Genomic DNA, 16874 nt, shown 5'->3' on the forward strand with positions numbered 1-16874 from the left:
CTCCTATCCCTGTTACTTCCTAATTCCTTTTTAGTGGGGGAGTGTGAACAGTTACAATACATCTCCTAATTCTTCATATTTTACCTTTGCTAAAGCTGGGTACATCATCAGAATTAAACCAATAGCAATAGGGATGTTGGTAGTTCCTATTTGGAAATGATTAATAAAAACTTCTACTGTGGGGAAAAAATATCCTAAACCGACTCCGGTTGCCATTGCGATAAATATCCACAGTGTCAAAAAGCGATCAAGAAAAGAAAGGCGTTTGATAATCAGTTTTTGAGTTATAGATTTCACTTAATTCATCTCAATTTAGATCAGATCCCCGACTTCTTGAAGAAGTCGGGGATCTTGTGATTCATTTAAACTCAAATAGATGTTGGAGTCATCCCACTAAGGTAGGATACACCTGTTTATATAGCATCTCTTTAGGCAGAGGAATATTAATCTCTCCTTTTCCAAGCTATAGCTATGAAATGGTTAAATCTTCTATCAATTGAATCACTCTTTCCTTAACTTCATCACGAACACGGAGAAAAGTATCAATACCATGACCTTCAGGATCATCAAGTTGCCAATCTGCAAAGACTTCTCTTGATATCCATGCTTCTGGTAAATTGACTCCACAACCACACAGAGATATGACAGCATCAAAATCTTCAGGATTAAAATCACTTAAAGCTTTAGAAGTTTGATTACTAATATCAATGCCAATTTCCGCCATAACTTCAACAGTAATAGGATCGATATGACTTGATGCTAAACCAGAACTAGCTACGGCAATTTTACCTTCTCCTAAAGTTTTTGCAAAACCCTCTGCCATTTGAGAACGACGGGAATTTTTTTTGCAAACAAACATTACTTTTTTCATGATTTTTTTAGTTGTTAAATAAAGGTTTTTCAGATCCTCGACTTCTTAAAGAAGTCAAGGATCTAGTTTTTAGCAGCTTTTTCTTTACGCTCACTGTGGCGGTCTGTGAGATAATCAACCTGATCACGTAACAGCAACGTAAACTTATATAATTCCTCCATGACATCAATTACTCGGTCACGATAAGAGGAATCTTTCATTGTTCCATTTTCATGAAATTCTTGATAAGCTTTGGCTACAGATGATTGATTAGGAATGGTAAACATTCGCATCCAACGCCCTAAAATTCGCATGGTATTAACAGCGTTGAAAGATTGAGAACCGCCACTTACTTGCAGGACTGCTAAAGTCCTGCCTTGAGTTGGTCTAACTGCACCAATACTCAAAGGAATCCAATCAATTTGGTTTTTCAAAATTCCGGTAATGTTACCGTGCATTTCTGGAGAAGACCAAACTTGACCCTCTGACCAGGTACTCAATTCTCGCAGTTCTTGAACTTTGGGATGAGTATCACTAACACTACCATAAATTGGTAATTCACGAGGATCAAAAAACCGAACTTCTGCACCAAATTCTTGGATAATTCTTGCAGCTTCTTCTGCTAACAAACGACTGTAAGAACGTTCACGCAAAGAACCATATAAAAATAATATTCTGGGGGGATGATCGAAATTTGTCATTGTTATGCCTTTATTCATTAAAATCTCGAAAACCATGAGAAATCATGCCATAAACTATGACGGCAAACTGTGAACCTAAAATTGGTGCTACCCAATAAACCCAATGATGTTGCCAAATTCCTCCTACTAAAGCTGGCCCCAAAGAACGAGCAGGATTCATACTTGCACCAGTAATCGGACCCATAAAAGCTGCTTCTAATGCCACTGTTAAACCAATAGCTAAACCTGCAAAACCTATGTGGGCGCGACGATCTAAGCCAGATCCAAAAATCACAAACATTAAAATGAAAGTGAGAACTATTTCTAATATAAAAGATTGCCACCAATTGCCATTTAAAGGTAACGTTGCCCCTAAATTAGCCACATTTCCCAAACTAATTAATAGTAAACTAGAGGCTAATATAGATCCTAATAATTGGGCAAAAATATATGGCAATACTTGCTTTTTTGGAAAAAATCCGCTCGTCCAAAATGCTAGAGTTACGGCGGGGTTAAAATGTGCGCCACTAATATGTCCTAAACTATAAATTAATGCAGTGACTACAGCCCCAAATACAAAACTGATGCCGATATGGGTGATAGCACCTTGACTGATGTTATTAACCATTACAGCACCAGTACCAGCAAATACTAAGATAAAAGTCCCAATTGTTTCTGCTAAAACTTCTGTCCTGAATTGATAAATTTCTTGGAAAAATGACTTCATCAAATTAAAATTGCTTTTGTTTGCGTAATAATTGTCCAAGAGTTAGGTTAAACTCTGATTTACCACCAAATACTGTTCCGGCTTTGCCTTTATACAAGTGGACAGAATTAAGTTTGTAAGCTTCCTCTGATAAGGGAACATAGCCAACAGAACTGACTATTTTTGCCGCATTTTTAATGTAGAAATCCGCAAAGTTATACAGCAAAGTTCTGTTTTTACTAGACCGAAGATTGACATATATGAATAGAGGTCGAGAAAGTGGTTGATATTTGGCTTTTTCTACTGTTTCTGGTGATGGTAAAACAGCACCTTTACCACTATTAATTGCTACAAGTTTTAACTTATCTTTGTTTTTTTGGTAGTAAGCATAACCAAAGTAACCTAAAGCATCAGGATCTTTACTAATACCTGCAACTAAAACTTCATCATTTTCACTGGCTGTGTAATCTTTGCGGCTGGCTTTGGCTTTACCGACAATTGCTTCGGTAAAATAATCAAATGTTCCAGACTTACCACCAGCGCCGTATAATTTAATGGGGCGGTCTGGCCAAGAAGCGCGGACTTGATTCCATTTTGTAATTTTTTTTTCAGCCGCAGGTTCCCAGATTTTTTTCAATTCGGCTACTGTAATATCTTTTACCCAAGTGTTTTGAGGGTGAACAGCAATGGTTAGGGCATCAAAAGCTACGGGTAATTCCATATAACTTACGCCATTTTTTTTGCAAGCTACCATTTCTGACCGATTAATGGGCCGAGAAGCATTATTGATATCTATTTTACCAGTACAAAATTTTTCAAAGCCACCGCTAGTACCGGAAATATTTACTTGTACTCGACTATTATTTTTTAGGTTGGCTTGGTATGCTCTGGTTATAGCCTGGGTAATGGGATATACGGTACTAGAACCATCTACTTTGATAAGTGCGTCAGTGGCAGAGTTAGTAACTTTTGTCGCTTCATTTGGTTTTTGAATATTTTGGGCAAGACCAAGGGTATTTGTAAAACTGCTTGTCAATGCTAATATTCCGAAGGTTAAGACTATTTTGGTTGCTGTTTTATTCACTGATTTCACCTGTATAATTAGTGAGTAGACTTTTGATCCTATGTACTTATTATTTCAAAAAAAGTCTATATGTCAACATTTACTTTACCATTCAGATATAAAAACTAATCAAAAAAAATTGATGTATTGTTTATATAGTGCTTTTAGCTGCTTACTTTGCTCCAGCCTCAATCTGAGTAAGTAGTCAGACAAAATTAAATTTACTTGTTGAGAGAGGGAACAGGGAACAGAAAAATCAATTATGTAATTAATTTTGTCTCATTCCTTAGCAGGTTTTGGACTGAAGAAGTAGTTAGGAGGTAGGGGCGCAGGGTCTGCGCCCGGTAGTCATAAGGAAAAGGAATAAAAATTCCCTGTTTCATCAATTACCCAACTAAATCGGGAAACATTTCTTGCACAGCAGGATGTACAAGACGGTGATTTTGGACGTTTAAACCTTTTGCTAGGGCTGGGTTAATGTCTAAGGCTTTTAGTCCCAAATTTGCTAACTGGACAGTATAGGGTAAGGTGCAGTTGTTTAGGGCTTGTGTGGATGTCCAAGGAACTGCTCCTGGCATATTAGGAACGCCATAATGCACTACTCCTTCATCAATATACACTGGTTTGGTGTGAGATGTAGGGTATAATGTTTCAACGCAGCCACCTTGATCAACGGCGACATCTACAATCACTGAACCGGGTCGCATTTGTTTAACTAGTTCACGAGATACGAGAATGGGGGCTTTTTTGCCGGGAATTAAGACTGCACCAATGAGTAAATCGGCATCTTTGACGGCGGCTTCAATATGGGCGGAGTTGCTGTAAAGTAGTTCTACTCTCGAACCAAAGAGGGTTTCTAGGTAGGATAGACGTTCGACGTTAACATCTAAGATTTGCACCAATGCACCCATACCGACGGCGATTTTAGCGGCCTCTGTACCAACTACACCACCACCTAAAATTACGACTTTACCAGCTTTGACTCCGGGGATACCGCCTAAAAGTACGCCTCTGCCTCCTTGTTGACGTTCTAGGAATCTTGCGCCAAATTGGACGGCTAACCGACCAGCAACAATACTCATGGGGGTGAGTAAGGGGAGTTTATTTGCTCCTGGTTGTTCTACGGTTTCATAAGCGATCGCACAAGTGCCACAATCAATTAAATATTCTGTTAATTGGCGATTCGCCGCTAAATGTAAATAAGTAAATAACAATTGCTCCTTTTGCAAGAACTTATACTCGCTCACTAAAGGTTCTTTTACCTTAATAACTAACTCCCGATTCCAAGCAGCATCGGCAGTATTGACAATTTCTGCACCAGCAGTGCGGTAGTCTTCATCAGTAAATCCCGCGCCAGTACCAGCTTCACTTTCTACAAAAATATTATTACCGTTTTCTCGTAATACCCGAACACTGGAAGGACTTAAACCTACTCGAAATTCTTGATCTTTAGTTTCCTTGGGTACACCAATTTCCATTGATAGCCTCTTATATTTTATTGTTTCACTTTAGCGTGCCAGTACCTAGCTGATTATTTCCGTATTCAGTAATTCAAAATGCAAAATTTTTATTCTCCCTCACCCTACACCTTGACTAATCCGCCAGTCTTCTTACAATAGATAAAGAATAATTAAAAATTGTTAAGTACCGACGACCATCTTCAGCAATTTACTTGAAAAATCTCTGTAAATTTTTGTTTGCCAATTATCAAGAAAGGAATCACTGATTATGACACAACAACAACCAACCATTACCCCCAAATTAGAAGAACCTAAATTTGGTTTCAATGAATATGCTGAACGTTTAAATGGCAGAGCGGCAATGATTGGCTTTATTTTAATGGTGGTAATTGAATACGTTACCAATCAAGGCGTACTTGCGTGGCTTGGTTTAAAGTAGACTTCTAATTTGGCGTTACTGATAGCTGGCGTGCCATAGTCTAATAAAGTATGAATTGAGTGTAGAGGCGTTCTCTGGAATGTCTCTACATTTGTTTTTGGTGGATTTTTGTCCTCACAGTCTGTCTTCCCTAGTAGTCTGCCAATCCAAAAATGACGGGTAAAGGCAAGTAGGGGGAGAAGAGGGGGTAGGGGGAGTAGGGGAGGGAAAACAGAAGTTTTTTCCCATCATTACCCGTCAAAATAAATTTGACGAACTACTAGCTGCGAAATGTAGAACTAGCAGAGGATAAGCTACAATAAAAACACAGATAAACTGACATTTATTCCTATTTTATCACCTGCATTAAATAAGCATTCAAATTTTCAGAGTTTTCAGCATAGCCATTAAATTATCTGCTGTAATTTCGGGTGCATTTGGAAACTTATGGGAAGGCAAGAGGCAAAAGTGAAGAAGCTTTGGGCGATTTTACTTTTCTTTACACACTTTGGTTTTATTCTGTTCACCTACTTAATTTCTAAGAGGATATTTGAAAAGTTTGCGGCGAATGTAATTCCCTACTAAAAAATTTAAAGATCGCTCCGTTTCACTACGCTTACAAGGGTAAAGGAAAGAAGGAAAAAGGGCAAAAGAGCAAGAGTATAAAGGGCTACAGAGTCCACGCAGCACCACACACAACACGAAAACCGCTATTGTCGTCGTCGAAGCCCGCATCATCATAGTAACGATAAGCCGAACGGCAATCCTCAGGATCGTAGATCCAAGAACCGCCGCGCAGCACCTTGTCACTTTTAGCTTTATTAACTATCCATGCGTTTCCATCTATAGGCGCATCTTCATAACTATTATGCCAATCGTCTTGACACCACTCCCGCACATTGCCGTGCATATCATATAATCCAAATTCATTCGCTATTTTCAAACTTCCTACTTCTGTTGTTTCTCTTCTATAAACTCCTTTAACTCCATCACCATAAGTATAGTTACCATTATAATTAGCTAAATCTGTGGTAATTGTCTCCCCAAAATGAAATGGTGTAGTAGTCCCGGCACGACAGGCATATTCCCATTCCGCTTCACTGGGCAACCTATAGGGTCTTTGACTATGATTTGATAATCTGGCACAAAACTCCACCGCATCATGCCAAGAAACCGATTCTACAGGACGATGGTTGGTGAGCGAAGTCGAACCATCACCTTTAAACTCAGATGGGTCTAATTTTAGTTCTTTGTTGACTTGAGGTAAAGCCGCTACTGCTTGCCATTGTGCTTGGGTAACAGAATATTTACCAAAGCAAAAAGGTTTAATGGTAACTTCATGTTGAGGTCTTTCATTACTTCTACTTTTTAGTTCCTCCTCTGGTGAACCCATGATAAAACTGCCACCAGGAATTAATACCATTTCTAATTCAATGCCATTTCCCAAATCTTCGGTAAAATATTGAGCCGTTTTTTTATAACGTTTAATAATAGTTTTGGGCATGATTTTTTGTCTGAATCAGGATCTACGATTACTGAGCGAAGTCGAAGTACAGGATTAAAGGATTAACAGGGTAATTTACTTTATTTAATCGTTTCCGCTTTAATTTCTTGCATAATTTGAGAAACAGCTTCTTCTGATTGCAAATGACGTGATAAAACCTGTGCAGTTGTATTTAATAATCTTTCATTAAATAACTTGGCTATGTCTTCTCGTAAACCTTGCCCAATATAAAATTTTAACAAGGCTTCTATAGACATATCTTTATCAGCAGCTACTTCTTCCAAAGAAGCTAAGGTATCCGTAGGTATTTTGATAGACACCACTTCTGTAGCACGGGGACGCAGTTGTAATTTCAGTTCTTCATTATTGTTCATATAATCTCCTTTCGCTTTTTGTTGCTAAACGAGCAGAAATGATTCTGTTTCTACTTTGTCGTTCTACATAAACAACTAATAATAAACGTTGTGATAATGAATAACCCAAAATAAAATCTCTTTCTTCATTATTGTCACTGGCATCTCCCTTTTGATAAAAAGGATCAAGAAACACTTCTACTGCTTCTTCAAATCTAACACCATGTTTAATAAAATTGCTCTCAGCTTTATTGATATCCCATTCAAACTCAATTCCCTGAGTTTGGTAAACAAAATTCATTATTTACTTAATTTCCTTTATTCATTAACTAACTACTCATCAAAAAATATGTTTACCACCCCTGCCATTTACCCTCCTCAAGCTAAAATATCTACGGTTATATATTAGTACCATCTGTATTTGTTACTTGTGTCTGAATCAGGATCTACGATTACTGAGCGAAGTCGAAGTACAGGATTAAAGGATTAACAGGATATTTTATTTTATATTTTTAGTCATAGCTCAATAAAACAATCAATAACAATCAGTATCAGAAAACCTATAACCAAAACGGACAAACCATCCTGTAAATCCCCAAATCCTGTACTTCGACTTCGCTCAGTAATCGTAGATCCTGATTCAGACAATCACAAAGATTAACTTTTTTGTATCGGTGAAGCAACCTTTCCGCAAGCTTACTAAGCTACCTCACCGAGTTTGATTTTTGGATGCCGTTACCGACATCACTGGAACAGGTCTGGACTCTTTTTATACGCGCCCGACGAATTCCCATCCGCCAGTTCTGGAACAAAAGAGCGCACGCAGCACCACACACAACACGAAAACCGTTATTGTTGTTGTCGAAGCCCGCATCATTATAGTTACGATAAGCCGAACGGCAATTTTCAGGATTGTTGATCCAAGAACCGCCGCGCAGCATTCGGGGTTGCCTGTCCCATCTACAATGCTAACAGAATTGATGATAAACACTCTCTGGTAAAACCAAACTAGCTAATATCTGTTGTCGTAACTGCCAAGTATCACCATGTTCTAAATGAGCAAACCAACTTTGAATTGATTGTATTATTTCCTTGTCTCCTATTTTACCTTGAGTATAATCTTGCTGCATTTGTCGAAGTCGTCTTTTAGCACGTCTTAAATTTTCTGTGCGGACTCGAATCCTGTCAGGTAAAACCCGAAACCCTAAAAAATTCGCTCCCTTGCAAGTTGCAAATAATTGACTTTTAACAGGATGAATTTTTAATCTTAATTTAGATAAATAATTTTCTATTGCTTCTCTTGCATCAGCTAAAAATTCTTTATCATCCGCAAATAAAGCAAAATCATCTACATAGCGAACATATTTTTTAGCTTGTAAATCTTCTTTAATAAAATGATCAAAACCATTCAAATAAATATTAGCAAAGAATTGGCTGGTAAGATTACCAATTGGTAAACCCTGTCTTCTTTGTAATGGGGTAAATAAATCATCACCAGGAAAATGATTTAAAATAGCTTCTTGTGCATTGCTATTATCAATAATCATATCAGCTAACCATAAAGTTTCTTGACATTTCAATTTTCGACGCAACAGAGATTTCAGAATTTCGTGATCAATGCTGGGAAAATATTTACAAATATCACATTGTAGAACATAACGACTAGACCGAGCAAATTTTGTAAATCTGCGTAAGGCGCGATGAGTACCAAAACCTACCCGATTAGCATAGGAATCATAAATAAATGTTTTTTCAAAAATTGGAGTTATAATATTACATAAAGCATGATGAACCACTCTATCTCGATAAGGTGCAGCAGAAATCATCCGTTTTTTGGGTTCTACAATATGAAAGGTGTGATAATCGCCTGGTTGATAAGTTTTAGTTTCTAATTCATATTTAATTTGTGTTAATTCTGATTCTAAGTGATAATTAAACTCTAAAACATTCTCTCGAAATCGCTTGCCTTTTTGAGCTTGTCTGGCTGCTATTAATAAATTCTCAAATTCAGTTATCTGTAACCAGAGATTACCATATCGTTTCATGACTATGTTTGCCGTTTACGTTGTTGTTTAATCCATGCTCCTAAATCTGTGCCAATATCATTGATTAATTGTGTCACATATTCATATCGTTGTACTTTTATCAGTTCAAAGTCTAATAACAAACGGGTTTGATGACGTAAAATATCAATTTTACTATTTAAAGATTGTAATTGCTCTAGTTTATCAGCAGCATATTTAGCCACAATTAAGGCATCTAATAAATCGTAAAGTCCAGTAATTATCCTGTTACCTAACATAAATTTATGATTCTGTGGCAAACGGTTAAGAATTGGCACATACCACTTAATTAAATCATAAGTTTTTTGAATTATTGGTAATTCGTTCATTTATAAAAGCCTATACTCCCAACTACTAAATCATCCTGTAAATCCTTAAATCCTGTACTTCGACTTCGCTCAGTAATCGTAGATCCTGGTTCAGACAAAAAATTTTAAGATCGCTCCGTTTCACTACGCTTGTAAGGGTAAAGGAAAGAAGGGAAAAGGGCAAAAGAGCAAGAGTAAAAAGGGCTACAGAGTCCACGCAGCACCACACACAACACGAAAACCGTAAAGGTTGTTGACGAAGCCCGCATCATCATAGAGACGAAAAGCCGAACGGCAAACTTCAGGATAGAAGATCCAAGAACCGCCGCGCAGCATTCTGTCATTACTCGTTTCATCGCTTATCCACGCGCTACTATCTGTAGGCGCATCTTTATAATTATTATGCCAATCGTCTTGACACCATTCCCAGACATTTCCGTGCATATCATATAATCCAAATTCATTAGCTATTTTAAAACTACCTACCTCTGTTGTTTCTTCTCGATAAACTCCTTTGGGTCCATCACCATAAGAACCCGACCATTTATATTCTTTATCATCTGTACCTCTATAATTAGCTAAATCTGTGGTAATGGTCTTGCCAAAATGAAACGGTGTGGTTGTTCCCGCTCGACAAGCATATTCCCATTCCGCTTCACTAGGCAGTCTATAGGGTCTTTGACTATGATTTGATAATCTAGCACAAAACTCCACTGCATCATGCCAAGAAACCGATTCTACAGGGCGATTTGCTCCTTTAAAATATGATGGGTCTAATTTTAGTTCTTGGTTGACTTGAGGTAAAGCCGCTACTGCTTGCCATTGTGCTTGGGTAATAGGATATTTACCCAATAAAAACGGTGACACTGTAACTTGATGCTGGGGACTTTCCGATTCGATGCGTTTTGGTTCATTTTTTGGTGAACCCATCATAAAAATTCCACCAGGAATGGCTACCATTTCTAATTGAATGCCATTACCTAAGTCTTCTATAAATTGGTGTACTTGTTTTTGTTGCTTGTTAATACTCAGTTTTTTTGTTTGTCTCAAAAAGCCTGATTTTTTAAACTTAATCTTGGCAAATGTAAAATCAAAAGGTACTAAGTTAATAGATGTATCATCTTCTGTGATAATAGCAAATTCAAATTCAAAGGTTTTTATTTCTGGTAAACCTGTAATTTCAACAAATGTAGGAGATTCAGGAACCGGAACTACATTTTTTTCAGATTCTTGTAATAACTGTTCTGCTAACCTAGCATAATCTCCCCCTAACTGACGCAATACTTTTTGATTAATCTCAGCAAAGGGGAAAATTTCTGCCTTTGTTTTTTCATCCAAACCAGAATTAGGAAATAGCAATGCAGGAAAACTTCTAATTGATATACCAGCTTTCTGACATATATATTCAGAAACAGCTTTGAACATGGCTTCAATTTCTGTTAATCTTACAGAACGCCATAAAACTTCTCGCACTCCCTCAACAAAATCATATTGCCACTTTTCTGGTTGATTGTCTGTACTAATTAACTTAGGTTCTAACAAACCACTCATAAAAATTTCCGCCAAAATAATTGGCTTTCTTGGTGGTGGCAACATTTTTTCTTGAATCAGATGAATTACAGGTATACTTACAGGTGCAGAAGACATCAAATTTGCTAATCTTCTCGCTAAAGGTGAAGCACTATGATAAAATTTATTAACTAATGATTCTGGATCTTTTGTTGTTTGTGAACTGGATAATTTATCTGTGGGTTTTAAATCTTGCCAATTAGGCATAAATAAAATACCCACTGTGTCAATATTACCTGTACCTGCAATCACTTTTGCCCAATATTCTAAAGATTCAGGTTCTAAAATCACAATAGGTAACTTTAACGCTTGATTGGGTTTTTCTTCTAACCAGAAAGGGAAATCATGAATAGTCAATTGAGAATTGAGTAAACCTGGTTCAATCGCACTTAAAGAAACGGAAATACCCAAATCTAAAACAGTGCGTTCCCATAATTGTTCCGGTAATAATTGCAGAATTGTTACCGAGACTTGTTTAGACCATAATTCTAATAAATTATGTATTTCTCCTTCCCACCATAAAGAGGAAATACAATCACTAATTAATAATATTAAACGTCTACCATTAGGTTCTAATAGTTCTTTGGGACTGCGGGAACGTTGTTTTTTTGTGGCTTTTCTCTGCTGGTGAAAAAATTGCGGTTTACCATCATTTGTGCATAAATTCCAAGTATAAACATTTCTAAAAGCTCCATGTCTTTCCATTAATTTGCGAAACTCATTGATAGTTTCTTCCCAAACTACAGTCGCGCGATTTTCTTCAACAACTATCACCAAATCTAACCAACGTTCTCGCGCAGGTTTTAAAACTGGTATCCAAACATCATTTTCCGCTATTTGTTGGGCTGTATTTTCTTCATCTAAAACAAATTTTATCCGAGATGGAACTTTCCGCATCAATGGACGGAGTGACCTACCAATTTCTAAAGCATTAGGTAAAGCAGCAACAGCAGGAGATTTAAAAGGTACTCCTGATGATGCAGGTTTTGATTTTTCAGAGGTTGATTTTTCAGTATAATTAGATTGAGAAATAGAATCTACACCATTTTTTGTATAAGCTTTAGCTGTAGTTTCTTGAGTGTTTTCTACTGTAGAATCATCCGAAGCATCTAAATTTTGATAACTTTCTCGTTGAGGTAATTTAGAAATCTCAGTTTGAGAAATTTGATTTGGTTGAGTAACTTCATCAACAGATGTAATTGCTAATGGTAATTTGATCTGGTTTGCTAACCAAATAGCATCAGCAATTTCTTCTGCACTCATGTCCAGTTCTAGGTGTTGTAGAAGTTTAATCAACCTGTTCATCATGAATCCTCGGAACTATCTAAATACTTTAATATTTTCTCAATCAAATCATCTGTAGGTTGGGTTGTTCGCGTCAGCGTTGCGAAGCAATGGAACGAAACCCAACACCAAACTTCACTATCTCCCCTTAGAGGATGTTTTAAAAGTTTTTAATGTGTAAACAGACCCCTCTCCAAACCTCTCCCCTGCAAGGGGAGAGGCTTTAAAACCCCCATTCCCTTGCAGGGAAGGGGGGTAGGGGGGTTAGGTTTTTGGAGATTATGGGTTTCATATAATACTTTTCAAACAACCTCTTAATGTTGGGTTTCACTTCGTTTAACCCAACCTACAATTATTTACTTCTTAATCATGAATCCTCGGAACTATCTAAATACTTTAATATTTTCTCAATCAAATCATCTTTAGTTGTCCCTGTTGGTGAATTTTCTCTAGTAACTAAGTAAACAGCGTTAAGAAGTTGATCTGTTGCTAATTCCCCATTTTGACGTTTTTTGAGAAATTGCTCAATTAAATTATCCGCTTTTTCAGATAGTTCATCATCTAACTGTAGATGTGCTTTAACTATTCGTTCTAATTCTGTTTTATCTGGTTCTTGAATATTTAATCTGATACAACGTCTTAAAAAGGGAGGAGGAAAATCTCGTTCACCATTACTGGTTAAAATCACAAAAGGAAAGGATGTACAGCGAATTCTACCTTTTTCAATAGTGGCTTTTTGATCTTTATATGCTGTCTGTACTTCTACCCGATCTAGTTTATCAGCTATGCGCCTTAGTTCTGGTATTTCAAATTCTCCCTCTTCAAAAATATGTAGTAAATCATTAGGTAAATCAATGTCACTTTTATCAATTTCATCAATTAATAAAACTCTGGGTTTGTCAGATGGTAGTAAAGCTGTTCCCAGTGAACTTAAATTAATATATTTACCAATTTCTGCTAAGTTGTCTTTGTCTTTATCTTTATCTTTAGCATCTTGTAAACGTCCTATGGCATCATAATTATAAAGTCCATCTTTTAGCGTGGTGCGGGTGGTAATTGGCCAATGTAATACTTCTCCTAATCCTAGTTCATAAGCTACAGCATAGGCTAAAGAAGTTTTACCTGTTCCTGGTTTACCTGTTACTAATAAAGGTCGTCGTAAATATAAAGCCGCATTTACTAAGTCTATTTCTTCTGAACGTGCTTGAAATGTTTCTGCGCGTCTTTTTTTGGGGTCGCTTTCACTATTATTAAAATCTCGCCAACTGGGAGGTTCTGGAAGAGTCCAGTTTGTATCTTGTGTATTGTTACCTTTAAATATTTTCCAGTCTGTCATAAGAATACCTAGTTAATAATGATTGCTTCAGCTTTAAATGGTAAAATGTGAGGGTTTTCGTAAATGATAAAAACATTATTTACGAATAGATATTGATTGTCGTTGTCATTAAGCAAGAATTTTTCATATTGTTCCAGAACATGATTAGGTAATGTATGAATATAGCAATTTAACTCATTATTTGCTCTGATTTCATATTCTTGTTGCTCTAAAGTAATTTTATCTCTGTGACAGATAGCGATAGGAACAACATTACTCTTCAATGAACTAAAAATCTTAATAATTTTATCAGCATCATTTTTTTTATTCTCATCAAAAATATTTAGTATAACACCAATTGCTTGCTTCATTAATACAGAAAATCTTGTTTCATTATATTCATGTAGCTTTTGAAAATCATTGCAGGTAATATTTTCTAATTGCTGCCATTTATCAATCCAATTGCTTTGTTTAACATTTAGATAGTTTGTGTTTAAGCGTGTAACGTCACGAACCATCACCGGATATCTCTGACGTACAGGAATTCTATCTCCAAAATCATCAATTTCCCATGTTTCAACAGGATGATTAAGGTATTGTGGGGGTAGAAAAAATACAAATTTTTTATCCTTTTCTAACTTACAAGGAATTTTTTGGAATAATGAAAGAAAAAGGTTTTTTTCAATTTCTTTGAGTGTAAAGCTATCATCAGGAGAATCAGAAAATTTAATTGACTCAAACCCTGTTTGGTGTTTTATATAATTTTGAATATTAGGAATAACACCACCACTAATTTTAAATTTTGGGATTTTTGATCTTGATTTTGTTGTCAATGGTTCTATTTTAATTAATATGTATGATTCCTGTTTAGTATCAGTATTTTGATATTGTTGGTTAACATTTTTAATCAGGTTATCAAAATTGTCTATATTATCACTTCCCCATTTTTTTAAATCTTCTAACTTTGTTTGACGAATCTGAGAATTAGTAATTAAATATTTGATAAATTGTGCTGTATTGTCGTTATGATTAAATTGTTTTATTTTACCATCTAAATTTTTATCCAGATCATACAAATTTTTAACAATATCTGCTACTGTGATTGGTAGATTTCCCCATGAATAACAGGCTTTATAAGCTGTTTGAATAGTAGCTGTATCCAGATTAGCATTTAAAATATTAATCAGATTTAAAAAACTCCAAGATTCAAGCAGCAGAGTTGTAGGAGTCATAAATACTGCTTTAGCATCTTCTCTATTATCTTTACTGACTACCATTCCGACTACTGCTTGTAAGGATGTATCCCACACCCCAGAACCACTATATCCTGGTTGAACTAAAAAACCATTTTGCGTGTGCATTTGTACTAAGCCAAGAGTATTTTCTTTGGTTATCTGACCAAATGACCAACGACCATCTTTTTCGTAATCATCAGGAAAGCCAAAAATTTCAAAATTATGGTTTTGCAAATCTAATGTAGAAATTAGTTGAACGGGATTTGCGGAATTTGGTGGAGTATCTTGTAATTCAAGTCCAGCAATATCTTCTCCTTTTTTACCTGTTAAACCACGCCAAAATACAACCTTAGCTTTTATTATTGTTCCAGGAGCAATAAAAGGAAAGTCAAGTTCGATAACTTCATTTAGTAATTCTTTTTCTTCCTTAATACCTAAAGCATCCATAACTACATGAGCGCAGGTCAGAAGATGCTGCTGAGTTACCAAAAAACCAGCACCAATAACTTGTTCGGTATCTTTATAGTAAATGCGAGCGATCGCACTTTCAAACCTCTTATCTTGACTTTCCTGTAACATAGAACCTATGAACTCTGTTGTTTTGAACTCTGTTCCTTACTCCACTTCACAGTAATTTCAAAGTTTACTTCTCCACCTACAGAAGTTAAAATCACTCCTGCTTGAGTAGACAATTTCACACCAAACTTTACTTCCATTTCTTTAGTATCCAAATCTTTGAATTGATCTGCAATAGTCGTAACTACTGGTTTAATCTGCTGGATAGCTTCTGCAAAAGTTTGTTTTGCTTCTGTAACTTTGTCAGAAACGATTTCAGAATGATTCTTTGAAACCCTCTCTCGTCCTCCTTCTTTTGGTTTTTCTGGTGCTTCAACTTCCACTAAAATAGTTCCACCATCTAAGGTGAAGGGAACTAATACTTTTTCTGCCATATTATTGAAATTAGTGTTAATTAGGCTATGCAATATCAAATATACGACATTACCAGCATATTTGAAAAGTAAAGAACTGCACTAGCAATAGTTTGTAAATTAGTGTATTGTAAGTTACATATCAGTTTTTTTAGGGATAACTCCAGGATAATTACACTTTGCAGTTATCCCAAACTAGCCGAATTTACCCCAAAAGTATCCCAAAAAAATTAGGGACGAGTATTAAACCCGTCCCTTATCTGACTATCTAAAATATTAGTTTTAGCTGTTTTCTCAAAGGCGACACCCGGATTTGAACCGGGGGATGGAGGTTTTGCAGACCTCTGCCTTACCACTTGGCTATGTCGCCGCGCCCACAATTACTAATAGTAGCACCATTTTTCCCAATTTGCACCATCTAGGAGAAATTTTTTTGAAGATTCATGTTTTTACTTAACTGGACAGACAAAAAGCCTGTCCTCCAATGGATCTTAGGGATTTAACTTCACTTCTTCAGCAAAATTCGCCCAGCGCGCAAAGTAAAATGGACCAGCAACAGACCCCCAGATATGCTCATCGGTGTCAGGATTTCGCCCTCTGTCGCGGCTGATGAACTGTTGACCATCAAGTTCAAAATCACTATCTAAATAGGTTCTTTGCCCGTCACGGATGACAATGCAGCCTTTTCCTGGTTCGACTGTGCCTTGGAATTTGTTCCCAGTCCACTCTACAATCATGTTACAACCACAGAGTCTTTCCAAGCGATCGCTCGTTAAAGTCTGCAATCGAACTAAATCACGGGAAGCACCGTAAAAATCTTTTTCATCTTTGACAGTATAGTTTTCAATATGGATTCTATCCCCCACCGTCGTCAGATGTAATACCCGGACGCGATAGGGTTTATTCAGCATATAGTCATAAGCTTGTTCCACAAACAAACTTACCCCTGACAACACCCCCCAATGGAGGGGACGCATACATACACGAATATGGGCAAAAAAAGCCGGATTCTCAAAAACCTGGGCTTGATTGCTAAAATCAGCCGCCATCCAACGAGCTAAGGTGGCAATATCTGTAGAATGAGTCATACTAATTCGGATTTGGGAATAGGAATGCTATTAATTTTAAATCCTGATG

At 36.5% G+C, this 16874-nt stretch carries 16 protein-coding genes, 1 tRNA gene and 2 pseudogenes; 1 reads left to right on the forward strand and 18 read right to left on the reverse strand.

All coding sequences use genetic code 11. From position 1 onward, the window contains the following. Nucleotides 1-57: 57 nt before the first annotated feature. The 6 genes and pseudogenes from FJR05_RS27980 to ald all read right to left on the reverse strand — a co-directional run. Nucleotides 58-216 (reverse strand): annotated as a pseudogene (locus FJR05_RS27980) (arsenical-resistance protein); the annotation flags it as partial. 253 nt (nucleotides 217-469) lie between these two features. Continuing rightward, complete coding sequence (gene arsC, locus FJR05_RS13980; RefSeq protein WP_174783704.1) at nucleotides 470-871, reverse strand: arsenate reductase, glutathione/glutaredoxin type; 402 nt, start codon at nucleotides 869-871, stop codon at nucleotides 470-472. A 62-nt stretch (nucleotides 872-933) separates the two neighbouring features. Next, on the reverse strand, nucleotides 934-1551 hold the full coding sequence (arsH, locus tag FJR05_RS13985) for an arsenical resistance protein ArsH (RefSeq protein WP_168644664.1): 618 nt from the start codon (nucleotides 1549-1551) through the stop codon (nucleotides 934-936). Nucleotides 1552-1561: 10 nt separating this feature from the next. Next, nucleotides 1562-2257 (reverse strand): MIP/aquaporin family protein, encoded by a 696-nt coding sequence (locus tag FJR05_RS13990; RefSeq protein WP_168644665.1) that lies wholly within the window; start codon nucleotides 2255-2257, stop codon nucleotides 1562-1564. Nucleotides 2258-2261: 4 nt separating this feature from the next. Then, nucleotides 2262-3320 (reverse strand): PstS family phosphate ABC transporter substrate-binding protein, encoded by a 1059-nt coding sequence (locus FJR05_RS13995; protein WP_168644666.1) that lies wholly within the window; start codon nucleotides 3318-3320, stop codon nucleotides 2262-2264. A gap of 365 nt (nucleotides 3321-3685) precedes the next feature. Continuing rightward, nucleotides 3686-4777: an alanine dehydrogenase gene (ald, locus tag FJR05_RS14000; RefSeq protein ID WP_168644667.1), complete on the reverse strand. Its 1092-nt coding sequence runs from the start codon at nucleotides 4775-4777 to the stop codon at nucleotides 3686-3688. A 250-nt stretch (nucleotides 4778-5027) separates the two neighbouring features. On the opposite strand from ald, the gene FJR05_RS14005 reads away from it, so the two are divergent. Next, nucleotides 5028-5198, forward strand: coding sequence for a chlorophyll a/b-binding protein (locus FJR05_RS14005; RefSeq protein WP_027402036.1), 171 nt, complete (start codon nucleotides 5028-5030; stop codon nucleotides 5196-5198). 649 nt (nucleotides 5199-5847) lie between these two features. Here the strand turns inward: FJR05_RS14005 and FJR05_RS14010 are convergent. From FJR05_RS14010 to FJR05_RS14060, 12 genes and pseudogenes are all read right to left on the reverse strand, one after another. Further along, nucleotides 5848-6681, reverse strand: a complete 834-nt coding sequence (locus FJR05_RS14010; RefSeq protein ID WP_168644668.1) for a formylglycine-generating enzyme family protein — start codon at nucleotides 6679-6681, stop codon at nucleotides 5848-5850. An 80-nt stretch (nucleotides 6682-6761) separates the two neighbouring features. Beyond that, on the reverse strand, nucleotides 6762-7055 hold the full coding sequence (locus tag FJR05_RS14015) for a hypothetical protein (RefSeq protein ID WP_168644669.1): 294 nt from the start codon (nucleotides 7053-7055) through the stop codon (nucleotides 6762-6764). Then, nucleotides 7045-7335 (reverse strand): BrnT family toxin, encoded by a 291-nt coding sequence (locus FJR05_RS14020; protein WP_168644670.1) that lies wholly within the window; start codon nucleotides 7333-7335, stop codon nucleotides 7045-7047. The genes FJR05_RS14015 and FJR05_RS14020 overlap by 11 nt, the downstream gene beginning before the upstream one ends. Nucleotides 7336-7738: 403 nt before the next feature. After that, nucleotides 7739-7981, reverse strand: a pseudogene (locus FJR05_RS27985) (hypothetical protein); the annotation flags it as partial. Nucleotides 7982-8002: 21 nt separating this feature from the next. Then, nucleotides 8003-9079: an RNA-directed DNA polymerase gene (locus FJR05_RS14025; RefSeq protein ID WP_168644671.1), complete on the reverse strand. Its 1077-nt coding sequence runs from the start codon at nucleotides 9077-9079 to the stop codon at nucleotides 8003-8005. Nucleotides 9080-9081: 2 nt separating this feature from the next. Further along, nucleotides 9082-9426 carry a diversity-generating retroelement protein Avd gene (gene avd / locus FJR05_RS14030; protein WP_168644672.1) on the reverse strand — a complete coding sequence of 115 codons (345 nt, stop codon included), beginning with the start codon at nucleotides 9424-9426 and terminating at the stop codon, nucleotides 9082-9084. 183 nt (nucleotides 9427-9609) lie between these two features. Further along, a complete protein-coding gene (locus FJR05_RS27335; RefSeq protein WP_168644673.1) occupies nucleotides 9610-12282 on the reverse strand; it encodes a formylglycine-generating enzyme family protein in 2673 nt (890 codons plus the stop codon). A 343-nt stretch (nucleotides 12283-12625) separates the two neighbouring features. Further along, nucleotides 12626-13594 (reverse strand): MoxR family ATPase, encoded by a 969-nt coding sequence (locus FJR05_RS14040; protein WP_168633796.1) that lies wholly within the window; start codon nucleotides 13592-13594, stop codon nucleotides 12626-12628. An 8-nt stretch (nucleotides 13595-13602) separates the two neighbouring features. Further along, nucleotides 13603-15387 carry a trypsin-like peptidase domain-containing protein gene (locus FJR05_RS14045; RefSeq protein ID WP_168633795.1) on the reverse strand — a complete coding sequence of 595 codons (1785 nt, stop codon included), beginning with the start codon at nucleotides 15385-15387 and terminating at the stop codon, nucleotides 13603-13605. A 5-nt stretch (nucleotides 15388-15392) separates the two neighbouring features. After that, nucleotides 15393-15758 (reverse strand): CU044_2847 family protein, encoded by a 366-nt coding sequence (locus FJR05_RS14050; protein WP_168633794.1) that lies wholly within the window; start codon nucleotides 15756-15758, stop codon nucleotides 15393-15395. Nucleotides 15759-16035: 277 nt separating this feature from the next. Further along, nucleotides 16036-16107: transfer RNA gene (locus FJR05_RS14055), tRNA-Cys, on the reverse strand. 121 nt (nucleotides 16108-16228) lie between these two features. Next, nucleotides 16229-16825 carry a chromophore lyase CpcT/CpeT gene (locus FJR05_RS14060; protein WP_168644674.1) on the reverse strand — a complete coding sequence of 199 codons (597 nt, stop codon included), beginning with the start codon at nucleotides 16823-16825 and terminating at the stop codon, nucleotides 16229-16231. Nucleotides 16826-16874: the final 49 nt, after the last annotated feature.

This window comes from Dolichospermum sp. UHCC 0259 (assembly GCF_009711935.1).
Lineage (GTDB): Bacteria > Cyanobacteriota > Cyanobacteriia > Cyanobacteriales > Nostocaceae > Dolichospermum.

Coding starts and splice junctions, on each gene's coding strand:
- arsC (WP_174783704.1), bottom strand. CDS start 871: ATGAAAAAAGTAATGTTTGTTTGCAAAAAAAATTCCCGTCGTTCTCAA.
- arsH (WP_168644664.1), bottom strand. CDS start 1,551: ATGACAAATTTCGATCATCCCCCCAGAATATTATTTTTATATGGTTCT.
- FJR05_RS13990 (WP_168644665.1), bottom strand. CDS start 2,257: ATGAAGTCATTTTTCCAAGAAATTTATCAATTCAGGACAGAAGTTTTA.
- ald (WP_168644667.1), bottom strand. CDS start 4,777: ATGGAAATTGGTGTACCCAAGGAAACTAAAGATCAAGAATTTCGAGTA.
- FJR05_RS14005 (WP_027402036.1), top strand. CDS start 5,028: ATGACACAACAACAACCAACCATTACCCCCAAATTAGAAGAACCTAAA.
- FJR05_RS14010 (WP_168644668.1), bottom strand. CDS start 6,681: ATGCCCAAAACTATTATTAAACGTTATAAAAAAACGGCTCAATATTTT.
- FJR05_RS14015 (WP_168644669.1), bottom strand. CDS start 7,055: ATGAACAATAATGAAGAACTGAAATTACAACTGCGTCCCCGTGCTACA.
- FJR05_RS14020 (WP_168644670.1), bottom strand. CDS start 7,335: ATGAATTTTGTTTACCAAACTCAGGGAATTGAGTTTGAATGGGATATC.
- FJR05_RS14025 (WP_168644671.1), bottom strand. CDS start 9,079: ATGAAACGATATGGTAATCTCTGGTTACAGATAACTGAATTTGAGAAT.
- avd (WP_168644672.1), bottom strand. CDS start 9,426: ATGAACGAATTACCAATAATTCAAAAAACTTATGATTTAATTAAGTGG.
- FJR05_RS27335 (WP_168644673.1), bottom strand. CDS start 12,282: ATGATGAACAGGTTGATTAAACTTCTACAACACCTAGAACTGGACATG.
- FJR05_RS14040 (WP_168633796.1), bottom strand. CDS start 13,594: ATGACAGACTGGAAAATATTTAAAGGTAACAATACACAAGATACAAAC.
- FJR05_RS14045 (WP_168633795.1), bottom strand. CDS start 15,387: ATGTTACAGGAAAGTCAAGATAAGAGGTTTGAAAGTGCGATCGCTCGC.
- FJR05_RS14050 (WP_168633794.1), bottom strand. CDS start 15,758: ATGGCAGAAAAAGTATTAGTTCCCTTCACCTTAGATGGTGGAACTATT.
- FJR05_RS14060 (WP_168644674.1), bottom strand. CDS start 16,825: ATGACTCATTCTACAGATATTGCCACCTTAGCTCGTTGGATGGCGGCT.